The organism is Sphingobacteriales bacterium (assembly GCA_016699615.1).
GTDB lineage: Bacteria > Bacteroidota > Bacteroidia > Chitinophagales > JADIYW01 > JADJSS01.
Map to the genome: position 1 here is coordinate 669,528 of CP064984.1, position 14,152 is coordinate 683,679.

The 14,152-nt window shown below is 29.5% G+C and carries 4 protein-coding genes; all 4 read right to left on the reverse strand.

Translation table 11 applies throughout. The features are described 5' to 3' along the window. Positions 1 to 11: 11 nt before the first annotated feature. The 4 genes from IPK18_03280 to IPK18_03295 are packed head-to-tail and all read right to left on the reverse strand — an operon-like array spanning position 12 to position 14,120. On the reverse strand, positions 12 to 4,103 hold the full coding sequence (locus IPK18_03280) for an SDR family NAD(P)-dependent oxidoreductase (protein ID QQR98565.1): 4,092 nt from the start codon (positions 4,101 to 4,103) through the stop codon (positions 12 to 14). Further along, positions 4,103 to 10,519 carry an SDR family NAD(P)-dependent oxidoreductase gene (locus IPK18_03285; GenBank protein ID QQR98566.1) on the reverse strand — a complete coding sequence of 2,139 codons (6,417 nt, stop codon included), beginning with the start codon at positions 10,517 to 10,519 and terminating at the stop codon, positions 4,103 to 4,105. Before IPK18_03285 ends, IPK18_03280 begins: the two co-directional genes overlap by 1 nt. Positions 10,520 to 10,549: 30 nt before the next feature. Then, positions 10,550 to 11,647: a hypothetical protein gene (locus IPK18_03290; protein QQR98567.1), complete on the reverse strand. Its 1,098-nt coding sequence runs from the start codon at positions 11,645 to 11,647 to the stop codon at positions 10,550 to 10,552. Between the two features lie 7 nt (positions 11,648 to 11,654). Next, on the reverse strand, positions 11,655 to 14,120 hold the full coding sequence (locus IPK18_03295) for an SLBB domain-containing protein (GenBank protein ID QQR98568.1): 2,466 nt from the start codon (positions 14,118 to 14,120) through the stop codon (positions 11,655 to 11,657). Positions 14,121 to 14,152 lie beyond the last annotated feature (32 nt).

A 14,152-nucleotide genomic window follows, 5' to 3' on the forward strand; every position in this document is an offset into this window, starting at 1 on the left:
TCAATGAAATTTTAAAATAAAATGTTTTGTTGTGTATTTTTATAGGTTTCTTTCCATTTATTAAAATCAATCTTCAAAGGAATAATTTGGTTGAGTTTATTGCTTTCCATCATGTCAAACAATTTTGGCAATTCGTTTTTATAAATTAATCCTAAACCTTGATCTGATAGATTTTTACCACGTTTATCATCTTGAGCAGCCAATCCAACTTCTGCAATATTTCCCCAATTTACAGCAATTGCATTGCCACCAATATTATTTATATAATTTACAAAATTATCTATAAAATAATTTGCACCACTGTACACAGCTTGTGCCAGAGTACCCAACACGCTTGCTGCTGACGAAAAGAAAATTAATCTCACTTCATTTTTATCTGAAAAATATTTTTGTATATTTTTTGCGATATCAAGTTTAGGTTGTAGAATTGATTTTGCTGCATCATTATTTATATCTTGAAAAAGGCCATCGGCTAAAACTGCTGCTGCATGTACTACAGTTTTGATTGCTGGCATGTTTTTTTCTATTGCAACAATGCTATCATGTACAACTTGACTGTTGGTATAATCTGCTTTTAGTATTGCTACTTTTGTATTGTTGTGCGTAAATAAATCTAATGCTTCATCCGTTTCTGGCTTAGCTCCGCTCCTACTTACTAATGCAATATTTTTGTGTCCTTTGTTGCTGTAATCAATTGCCAATTGCAAGCCCAATCCACTTGTGCCACCAACTATTAATATTGTTGCATCTTTGTCTAAATTATTTGCAGAATCATTAGATAATGTTGGTACTGAAATAATTTTTGGGACATAGTATGTATGCTCTCTTATTGCAATTTCTGAATATTTATTTTCTGTGTTTAAGCTATTTAAAATATTTTCAACATCAATTTTATTGTCAATATCAATATGTTTGAATGTGATAGAATTTTCTTCATTTCTCAATGTTCTAAAAATTCCAGCTAATACACATGCTTGCTCATTCAATGTCTTTTCGTTGTTAATAATTACAGCATTTGAAGTAAGCAAAATAATATTTGATTGATGTTTATTTTGTGAGGTGTTTTTTATTTGTTGTTTTAATTTTTCAATTTTAAGATACACATCATCCTTGCTTTCATTATTTTCAAGACAACAGATTATTATATAATCATAAATCTGACTGTCTTCTTTTTCTGTATCAACTGAATTATTGTTGTTGATTAATGCAGATTTTATATTTTCAAAAACATTAGATGATTTTTGATATTCTAACAGTAATACTTTTTTGTTTTCTATTTTATTTGAATTAATATCTACAATTTCCCATTTTGTCGTATAGATATAATCTATTGAAATGTCTTCAGATTTAATATTACTTTGGATTGGTTGTTGCACATTAGGTTGCTCATCAAACCAATATCTTTCTTTTTGCCAAGCATAGTTTGGCAATAAAATAAATTTATTTATATTTTCATAAATATTTTTAAAATCTATCTGAATGTTATGTTCATATAAATCTGATAAGTTTTTGTAAAAAGTTTCTACATCATTTTTTTCTTTTGTAAGTGATGCAATTGTTATTGACTTAGAACTTGTGGTATCAATATTTTGTTGAATAGCATGTAATAGTGTTTGATGTGGGCTCATTTCTATGCACACACATTGATGTTGTTGCAATATCTGTGTAATGGCATCTTTGAAATGGACAGTTTGTCTTAAATTTTGTTTCCAATATTCTGCATTCAAATTGTTGCCATCAATTTTAGTTTTATACACTGAAGAATAAAACTCTACATTACTATTTTTTGGTAACACATCTTGTAATACTTCTTTCAGTTGTTCATCAATGCCTTGCATGTGTACACTGTGCGATGCAACATCAACTTTTATCAACCTTGCAAATCTATCTTCTTGTTCTAATTCATTTGCTAATTTTTCAATAGTATCTTTATCACCTGACAATACCAAAGAATTATTGCTATTAACTACTGCAACAGATACTTGTTCATTTATATTTTCTATTCTTTTTAATGCTTCATCGTAAGCTAAATCTGTAGCCAACATTAAACCACGTCCACTTACTTGTTTCATCAATTTACTTCTATTGCAAATTATTTTTACTGCATCTTCTAAAGAAATAATTCCTGCAATATGTGCTGCTGCAACTTCACCAAGACTATGCCCAATTACTGCATCTGGAAAAACACCTTTGCTTTGCCATAGCTTTGATAATGCAATGCTAATTGCAACAAGTGTTGGTTGTATAATATCAAGTTGATTGAATTTTTCTTCGTCATTAGAATTTAATATTTCTATTAAGTCCCAATCAGTTTGTGTTTTTAGAATAGCATTAAATGCATCTATTGATTCTTTAAATACTGCTTCTTTATCCATTAGATTTAGTGCCATACCTAGCCATTGTGCGCCTTGCCCAGGAAAAACAAAAACAGTTTTTATATTATCATCAGTATCATATCTAATATTTTTTTCTACATCTTTAGTTTCTAAAAAATCACTTATCTGCTGTAATATCTCATCTTTACTTGATGCTACAAAAGTTTTTCTATACTTATAATGTGTTCTTCTGAGCGCAGCCATCGCACAGATATCTTCTAAATTCACATTAGATGATTGAATAAAATCATCATATTTTTTTACTACTTCTAATAATGCATTTTCGGATTTTGCACTAATTGGAAGTATAAATATATCGTTTCTTAATGTTGAATTTCTTTCATCATTATTTTGATGATGTCCAAGAATCACATGTGCATTTGTGCCTGTTACACCAAAGCTACTTACGCCAACAAATTTATTTTCAGGTTGCCATGTTGTATTTTCTTGAACAACTTTTATTGGAAGACTTTCCCAATCTACAAATTGATTTAATTCTTCACTATGTAAATTTTTGGGTAGAATTCTTTGATTGATGGAAAGTATATTTTTTATCAAACCAGCCAAGCCTGCAACACTTTCTGTATGACCAATATTTGATTTTATTGATGCGATATGCAAAGGATTTGCATTTGTTTTTGTTGAACTAAAGACAGTTGATAATGCTTCTAACTCAATTGGATCACCAATTTTTGTGCCTGTGCCATGTGCTTCTATGTATTCAATATCTTTTGGATCTAACTGTGCATCTTTGATGGCTGTTTGAATTAATTTTGTTTGTGCTAAAACACTTGGTGCTGTAAATCCATTGCTTTTGCCATCTTGGTTTACTGCTGTTCCTTTTATTACTGCAAGAATATTATCATTATCATTTATTGCATCGTTTAATCTTTTTAATACAATAATTGCTGCACCTTCTGAACGCACAAATCCATTTGCTTGATTTGAAAAAGGACGACATCTTGAATCTTTTGATAAACCACTAAGTGCTGTAAAACATATTGAAAGTTCTGGTTCTAAAATTAAATTTACTGCACCAGCAATTGCCAAATTACTTTCTCCTTTTCTCAAAGATTGTACAGCCAGATGTGTAGCAACTAATGATGATGAACATGCAGTATCTACGGTAACTGATGGCCCTTGAAATCCGAAAGTATATGATATTCTACCTGCATTGGCACATACAGCAGAACCTGTGTATGAGTATGGATTTACTAAATTATAATCTCCACTTCTAAAATGTTTTTTTTGGTAATCGATGCTAGTGATGCCAATAAATACACCAGTTTCTGAATTAACTAATGTTTGTGTATTTAAACCAGCATTTTCAATAGCTTCTTGTGTTAGTTCTAATAAAATTCTTTGTTGTGGATCTAAACTTTCAGTTTCAATTCTTGTTAAATCAAAAAAAGGTGCGTCAAATAAATCTATATTCTTTAAGTAACCACCTTGTTGTAATACTGATTTTCCAAGGCTTCCATCAGCATCATAAATTTTTGAGTTATCATATCTTGATGTTGGAATATCTTCTATTGCATCAATATTTTTTAATAATAATTCTGATAATTTTTCTACGCTATCTGCATTGCCTGGGAAACGAAATGCCATACCAACAACTGCAATTGGTTCATGTTGTTTGTTTCTTTCCTGTTGCAATTGACTTTTTAAATCTTTTATTGCAGTAAGTGCTTGTTTTATCTGTGCTGCGTATTTCTCTTGATCAGTCATTATAAATTTTTTAATTCATCATCTAATAACTTGCTTAATTCATCTAATTCACTATCTACAATTATTTCTTCTTCTGCAATTATTTGTTGCTGCTTATTATCTTCTGATGATTTTTGATTTTCAATTTCTATTGTTTGTGTATTGTTATCTATTGGCTGATTGTTTTTAATCTCCAATTTATCTAATAAAAATTTGGTGTATATTTTTATTGTAGGATATGTCCAAAATGATGTAACAGAAAGTTTAGTTTCAAATACTTTTTCTAATTGATTTTTTAATTGTATAGACATCAGTGAATCTATACCTAATGATTTGAATGTAGATTGTGTTTGAATATTATCTGTAGTAATTTTTGTTACTTTTGATATTGTTTCTTTGAGTTTGTTTTCAATGCTATTCTCAATTATTCCTGCATCTTGTAAAGTAGACAAAGTATCTACAAATGATAATGCTGTTTCTTTTTGAACTTCATTTTCTTGTGTATCTAATAAATCAAAGTATGGATTATCTTTTGCAGAAGCATAATTGTTTTTCCATTTTGCGACATCAAATTTAAAAACACCTATATTGGAATAGTCTGTGGTTATTGATTTTTTGAAATAATCTAATGATTGTAATGAACTCATTGGTTCTATTCCTTCGTTCTTTAATCTTTCTGCTCTATTTTTTTGTGATGCTGCCAAACCTACATCATCTATCGTACTCCATTGAATACTTATAGCTGGTAAGTTTTTTAATTTTCTATCATGTGCTAATGCATCTAAAAATGCATTGGCTGCAACATATGCACCTTGCCCTGGTGATGAAAAGAGTACAGCAGAAGAACTAAATAAAACAAAATAATCTAAATCAATTTTTTTAGTAAGTTGGTGTAAATGTAATGCTCCTAATATTTTTGGTGTTACTACATTATAATATTTTTCTCTAGAAATATTAATAATTGCTGCATCATCCAACAAACCAGCTAGATGAAAAACACCTTTTAATGGAAAATCTATATGTATATTTTGAATGATATTTTTTAGCTCAGCTTCGTTGGCTACATCTGCTTGTTCTACTTGTAATGTTGCGTTGTATGTATTTCTCCATTCGTCTAATTGCTTTGCAACATCATTTTTTGGTAAATTTCTTCCTATTAATATTAAATGCTTTGCACCAAGTTCTAACAACATTTTTGTGTATGTTAGTCCTAATCCACCAAATGCTCCAGTGAGTAAATAACTAGCTTTATCATTAACTAAAAATTGAGCTGTATCATTAATTTGTAAATTTTGTTTATGTTCAAAATTAATAATAATTTTACCTATATGTTTTGATGTATTTAATTTTCTAAAAGCTTCTTTAGTATCACATACATCAAATACTGTAGATGGCAATGGTTGCAATTGGTTGTCTTCTAATAGTACGCTTATGTCTTGCAATAATTCTCCTAATATTTCTGGTTTTTCAAATAGCATTTTTTCTGCATCAACCATAAAATAACTTAGTGACTTTTTGAAAACTTCTAATCCAATTTTAGAATTTTCAAATATATCTTTTTTTCCAATTTCTATAAATCTGCCAAAAGATGTGAGTAGCTCTAAACTTTTATACATTGCTGCTCCTGTTAGTGAATTGAGCACAACATCTACACCATAATTATTTGTATCTTCTAGTATTTCTTCATAGAAATCTGTACTTCTTGAATTGTATACATTATCTACGCCAATACTTAATAGATAATCTCGTTTATCATCGCTGCCTGCTGTTGCAAAGATTTCACATTCGTACAGTTTACAAATTTGTATTGCTGCCAAACCAACACCACCTGTTGCTGCGTGAATTAATACTTTATCACCTTTTTTTATTCTAGCTAATTCTACTAAACTATAATATACTGTAATAAAAACTGCTGGTATAGTTGCTAGTTCATCTACACTTAGATTATTTGGTGCTTTGCACAATGCATTACCATTTACAATTGTATGTGATGCTAATGTATCATAAGCCATTCCATATACTCTATCATTCTCCTGAATATGATGTATATTTTTCCCAACCTTTTTTGCAATACCTACACATTCAATACCAAGTGTTCCAAAACCATCTACTTTTCCTGGACAAATGCCTAATACTGAAAGTAAGTTCATAAAATTTACACCTATACTTTCTATTTCTACTAATACTTCATCTTCTAAAATATTAGGTAAATTAATTTTATTAAAAACAATATTATCAATAACACCAATGCTTGACATAGATGATTTGAATGGAATATTATTTGCTGAAATTATTTGTGTGTTTTCGTTATCTATTTTTTCTACTTGATTTAATCTCGTTGCAAAGAATTGATTGTTACGAATTGCAATTTCATTTTCTTTTTGTTGTTGAGCTATGATATGAATAGCTGGAATAATATCTTCTGTATTTTGAATATCAATAACTGATGGTTTGAGTTCATTATTTTCATTCCACAATACTCTAACAAATGCTGGAATTTGATGGTGTAGTGGATTAATTACTTCATCTTTTTGAGTTGCAATTGCATGTTGTGTAATGCACCATAATCTTATATCAAGATTGAGTGTAGTAATTGTTTTTACTAAGTTTGCAATAGCAAGAATAGTTTGTTCTTGTGCAGCAATTATTTTACTTGTATCATTAATATTTTGCAATGCATCTACACAAAATATTATTTGTGTGTTTGAGTTAATGCCTATGCTTCTAAATGATTTGAGCATAGCTTGCTCTGAATAATCATTAATATCTAAATATCTAACATCAAAATCATTATTATAAAATGCATTATAAAATAATTCTGCTATTGAATTGTTATGCACAACTAATACATCATTTCTTGACTCATTTTCTATTGGATTTATTTCTACTGCAATAAGTTCATGCCATACATCTTCTGTAAGTTCTTGCTCAATTGATAGATTTCTAAACTCAACATGTTGTGCAGAAATAACACATGTATCGTCTTCAAAAACAAATAAATCTACAATACAATTATTGTCATTTATCGATTTTAATACTACTTGTGTTTTTAATTTATTTTTTGATATATCTTTATATAATGTATATTTTTCTATACTGTATGGAACAAATGTTTTATTATATTTTAAATATATTGGTGCTAATATTGTTTGTAAACATGCATCTAATAAACTTGGATGTGTAACATAATTTTCTAATTCTATTTGCAAATTAATATCAGCTTCAAAAATATTTTGGTTGTAATGAATTGATTGAATTCCTCTAAAATTATCACCATAATTTAGGTTAATTGATTGACACAACTCATAATGCATTTCATGTGATATTGAATTTGCATCAGATATTGTAATTAATTTTTTATTACTTACTGCATTTTCTTTTAATAATATTTCAGACCTACAATGTAGTACTTCCTCTTCGTGTTGTTCAGAAACAATGACACATTCGTATAAATTTCCAATATTTTCTTGAAGTATGATTTTTACTGGAATATTTTCTTCTTCTTTTAAAACTAAAGATTGATAAATAGTAATATTTTTAAATTCCGCAATTTTATCAGAAAATAATTCATTGCAAGTAGCTTGAATTAACTCAATAAAACCTGATGCTGGAAACAATATTTCATCATTTACTTTGTGGTCAGCTAAATAATTAAAAGCATCTAAATTAAAATTACATTTCCATATATGCGTATTTACATTATTATTAAATATATATTCTTGCAAAAATAAATGTGCTGGCTTTCCTTTTACAATTCTATTTTTTTGTAATAGATTCGTTTCTGTATTTTTTATCCAATAATATTCTTTCTGCCAAGGATATTCTGGTAATAATATTTTTTCATAATTAATACCATAAAGATTTTTCCAATTAATAAGTATTCCATTGCAATATGCTTGTGCAATATGTTTAGAAAAATTTCTTTCATCATCTGTATTTTTTTCTAAACTACTTAAATATTGTGCGTCCGAATTTTTGTGCTCAATATTTTCTTGTATAGCTTGCGACAAAATTGGGTTTGGACTTATCTCAATAAATGTATCAACGCCATCATTTATTATTTGTTCTATTGCAGAAGAAAACTGTACCGTATTTCTAAGATTATCTACCCAATAGTTTGCATCTAATTTATAATTTTTTAATTGAGTTGGATTTACTGTAGATTGAAAAATAATTTCACTCTCTTTTGTGCTTACATTTTCAGTGGCTATTTTAAGCCTTTCTTTCAATGCATCCATGTGTTTACTATGTGATGCAACATCAACTTTTATCAGTCTACTAAAAATTTCTTGTTGTTCAAAATATTGAATAATTTGTTCTACTTCATCTTTATTGCCCGTAATTACAGTAGATTTTGGACTATTGACAACACCAATATTTACATTAATCAGTTGCAATTTGTCTAAAGTATCTTGTACTTCATCAGCAGAAAGTGCAATATAGCCCATTGCGCCTTTGCCACTTTGTTCTTTCATTAGTTTGCTTCTAGTACAAATAATATTAGCTGCATCATTCAATGAAATTTTATCAGCAATATATGCCGCAACTTCGCCCATGCTATGTCCAATTACTGCATAAGGTTGCACACCAAGATGCATCCACAATTTTGCTAAGGCAATTTCTATAGCAACTAAAGCTGGCTGTATAATATCTATTTCTGTGATATCATTTTCATCAAAGAGTTTTTCAGTTAAGTTCCAATCAACAAATTTTAGAAATTCAATCTCACAATCATCAATATATTTTTTGAATATTGGTTGATGTTGGTACAATTCTTTTCCCATTTTTTGCCATTGAGAACCTTGTCCTGGAAAAACAAAAGCAATTTTTCTTTGTTGAATTTCTGCATATCCATCAAGAACAGCAATATCTTCTTTTCGTTCAGCAATATTTTTTAAAGCATCAATTAATTCATTAAACTCAGAGAAAACAATTGCTTTTCTTTGTTTTAAATTTGACTTAAAAAAACATATATTTTTTAATATATTATCATAATTATAAGTATCTAATTTTTTTATATATTTTTTAGCATAGCTAATTAATGCTTCTTGATGATTGGCAGAAAATGGAAATATTTTTGTTTTAGGTTGTGTAATATCTACTTCTTGATTTTTATTACTATCAAAAGATTGTACTATAATATGTGCATTGGTGCCTGTGATTCCAAATGCATTGATGCCTGCGATTAGTGTATTATCTTCATTCGCATTCCAAGTTATTGCTTCCGTAGGAATTTTCACACCTATATTTTCCCAAGCAATATCAGTATTTGGCTCATAAAAATGTAAATTTGGTGGAATTGTTTTATGCTTCATTGCCATCAATGTTTTAAACAATCCAGCAAATCCAGCTACAGATTCTGTGTGTCCAATATTTGTTTTTATTGAGCCGACAAAAATATTATTATCTATTGTTCTATTGTTTTTAGATAACGCATTCCAAATCGCATTTATTTCTGATGGATCACCTGCTTTAGTTCCCGTTCCATGTGCTTCTATGTATTGTACCTTATTTGTATCTATATTGGCTTTTTTGTAAGCCTCTTCAATCATTATTTGTTGTGTAATACTACTTGGTGCCAACATATATTTATCAGATGCACCATCGTTGTTGCACACACTTGCTGGCAATACAGCATAGATTTGGTTATTGTCTTTTATTGCATCACTCAATCTTTTTAGAATAACCACAGCTGCACCTTCTGAACGTACGTAACCATCTGGATTGTTTGAACCGAAGTGGCATGCACCATACTCTGATAATAATCCAGAGCGAGAATAACCGACTGAAATGAAACTATCGATAATTGTATTTGCTGCACCAGCAAATGCCACATTACATTCTTTTGATTTTAAGCTTTGCATAGCCAAATGCATAGCTACTAATGATGATGAACATGCTGTATCAACAGTAATTGATGGTCCTTGTAAGTTATAGAAAAAAGATAATCTTCCAGACAATGGGTATCTTTTAGAACCAGTTGTGGAATATACATCAACATCATGTGGCGTTTGTGCTAGTTTATGTTCAAAATCATTGAGCCAACATCCTATAAATACGCCAGTTTTTGAACCATATAATTTCTCTAATGGTATTCCTGCATCTTCAACAGCATTGAACGAAGTTTCTAACAATAATCTTTGTTGTGGATCTAATTTTTCTGCCTCTTTGGCTGAAATTTGGAAGAAATTAGCATCAAAATATTCAATATCATTTAGGAATCCACCTTTCTTAGTTACAATTTTTCCTTTCGTTCTTTTATTGTTTACTAATGCATCGATATTATTAATTCTATTTTCTGGAAATGAGGTAAGTGCATCTTTTTTGTTGATTACGACATTCCATAAATCTTCTAAATTACTGATATCGCCTGGTAATTTGCATGCTACACCAATAATAGCAATAGGCTCATCGTATGTGTGCTGATTGACATTCATCAGAAATAAAATTAAGAAAAAAAATATGAATTAAGAAACAGTACTAGTATTTGCTTTAGCTTTTTCCTTTAGCTCATTTTCTAATTTACCATCTTTAATTGCTTTTCTAATTAATAATGGAATTACAACTAAAACAATTCCTATTGCAAATCCAATTAATCCAAAGAACAATGTACTTTTATATTTTGGATATGTAGCAAATCTTGGATTATCGACAACACGTACTGGACTGGCTTGCGGTTTAGAACTTGATTTTGCTGCCTCTTTGGTATTCAATGCTTCATTGTAAGCTATTTTTAATATTTGTAAATCAGACCTATATTCATCTTGGTCATATACTCCTTGACGTTTAATATTAAAAATATTTTGATCTTGCATTTGTGCCAGTTTTTTTTCTCTAAAATCTATCTCACCTTTTAGAGAATCTAATTTTTTGTCTATTGTTTTATATGAAATCTGAGCACTCTCAATCTGCTGTTCTTGATAATAATCAGTTACACCTTCTATAATATGAATTCCTAAATTTCTAGACAATTCATAGTTTGGTGTTGTAATTTCTGAAAAAATAAGACCTGATGTTACTTCGTATTCTGCCTCTAATAATTCTTCTGCAAATAATGTGTACATCGTTCTAGCGATACTATCTTCATCGTTTGAAAAGTCATCTATATTTTCAGCTGTAAATCCAAAGTTTTCTTTTCCTTTAATTTGTTTAAATCCAGCATCAAGATTATAGACTCTCATAAACTGATTTCCAAGTTTATCTACTTTTCCATCTACTTCTACATCTTTTAATAAAGCGTTGTAAAAAATTAATCTTGATTGGTATAAACCTGCTAATAAATCTACTTGAGTACCACTGGCACCCATACCTAATGACGATGCTAATGATATTAGACCTGACGCCGCAATTCCTTTTGGATCGACTGTATTAAATGAAGTAAATGCGACATACTCAGGTGGTGCTTTTTTAGCATACAAATATAATAAGTATGTCATTCCACCTACACCAATAATTACGATATAGAATTTTTTTAATAAATATTTTAGATATCCACCAATTGAATCTGCAATATCTACTAGCCTAACGTCTTCTTCTTCAAATAATTCTTTATTGGAAGTTGCCATATTTATATTATTTTAAAAATATAATTAATAATGCTGTAGATAATGCTGATGTAACACCTGCAATTAAACTTGGTAATAAGATATTGAGACTTACTGGCTCACGTGGAACTGATGGTGCTTTTGGTTTTTGCTTTTTCATTTCTACATTTACAATAGCACCTTCTACATCAATAGTTGGATAATTTTTAATACCCATAAAACTTTTAGTATACTCTACCTTTCCGTTTGGATAGAGCACCATTGTATTTTTCTTTTTTGCACTTTTTTCGAAACCACCTGCATAATTTTTCACATACCATCTCGCACTTTTCCCTGCAACAAACTTTCCGCTTATAGTTTGTGCACTATCTAAATGTGGATATCTAATTGCGCCATTTATTCTTATTAATTGATTTACAGTTGGAATCTCTATTAAATCGCCATCTTTTAAAATTAGATTTGACCTAGAATTTGGATCCTTGAAAGCATCTTTAAGTTCAAATACAGTTTTGTTCTGAGCAAAATCAGGTCGGATTAATTTTGCACTTTGTATGTGTGCATATGGTGTTAGTCCGCCAGCACGCTGAATGACATCTAATACTTTTTCAAATTTATCTAAGATTGTATAACTTCCCGGGAAAACAACTTCTCCGCTTAATGTTATTTTCATTTGTTCTGCAAAGCCAGGTGTTTTTCTTACATCTACTAAATCCATTGGCGATAACCTGAATGCTTTTGATACTTCATCTATTTCTAAATTAGATCCTATGGATATAGTTTTTACAACTATTCTTTTAGGTAAATACTTTTTCCCTAATGAGTCTTGATTTACATCAATTACTCTTGAAATTTCTATTTTGGAATTTGCTGCTTCTGTTTTTAAACCACCTGCATAAAACAATAAGTCATTTAATGTTAAGTTTTGAGAATATTCTAATACTGCAGGTTTTAGAACAGCACCTTGTATAGATACCATAAATTTTTCGGCAAAATTAGATTGTGAAAATATCTCAATTTTATCATCTTTCTGTAATAGGAAATTATCAGCAGAATTTGGATCTAATAAGATATTAGATAGTGAAAATTTAGTAATTACTTCTGATTGGTCTGGCATTTTTCTCTTTAGATATGCTCTATCAATATATGCATCTAATCTGATGCCACCAGCCATAATTATTACATCAGAAATTCTATAATTTTCTTTCAATTGATATCTACCAGGAAATCTTACTGAACCTGAGATATTTACGCCATTCTCTACTCCATTAGGAATAAATGATATATCAACAATATCGCCATCATTAAGTTTAAAATTTTCATTATTAAACATTAACTTTTCATAGTCAATATTAATAATTTCAGTTTTGTCTTTTACATATCTAGTTATTTGTATAGTTCTAATAAATGCATCTGGTTTTAATCCACCTGCAAATACAATTAATTCATTTAAACCTTCGTTTGATTTAAGCTCATAGATAGATGGTCTTCTAACAGCACCTTGAACTTTTACTAATTTTTCTGCTACTGGAACATAAACAAAATCTCCACTTTGTAGGTAGAAATTATCTTGAGGCATTGGATTGAATAAAAACTGATGTAAGTCGAATGTCTTTACCAATTTACCTTCTCTTTTTACCTGAATATTTCTTACTGTACCTATTCTAGTAACTCCATCAGCTGCATTTACTGCATTGAAAACAGAATTTATTGCTGGAATTTTGTAAGTTCCTGGAGTAATAACCTCTCCTACTAGATTTATATCTATTGACCTAGAGTAATTTAAGCTAATTTCATATTTTGTATTAGCTGGATTAATGAATGTATTTAATCTTTTGCCTATTACTGCTTTCGCAGCAACAAAAGTAATTCCTTTTAAATATAGGCGACCAAATTCTTTCTCTTGAATATATCCATCATCTCCAATCTTAAATTTGTTATTGTAATCTGCATATCCCCAAACAGAAATTAATAATTCATCTCCGACGCCAAGCACATATGAATCTGGTGCTTTGGTATCTGTAGATTTTAGAAATAATTGTAAGTTATCTGTCGAAAAAAATCTATGTCCAAATATTTCGTTTGATATATCTATATCTTTTAATTTTACTCTTTCGTTTCGCATGCTATCTAATGTTAAGAACATGGAGTCTTGTTTAACTCTCATTTCTAACATTAATGCAGCATAATCTGGATCTAGAATACTAGATATTATTTCTCCAGCAAGACCTGAACCTGAAGGTTGCTCTTCTGCTTTTCCACCTGTGAGTAATTTAATGATATTTGGATCTACACCTAGCATCTTTGCTTGTTGTAATGCAGCTGCTTGTGAAGCACCAGATGTACCTACTTTTGTTGTAGATGCTGTTCTTGCTGCATTCATTACAGAATTATATCCTGTGCTTCCGAGATTTAATAATTGACCTAACCCAACTTGCGTGTATGCTAAAAAGCTAAAATTTAGAAGAAATATACTAAAAAGGACTCTTAATTTCATTATATTATATTGATAGACTTAATTTATTTAAC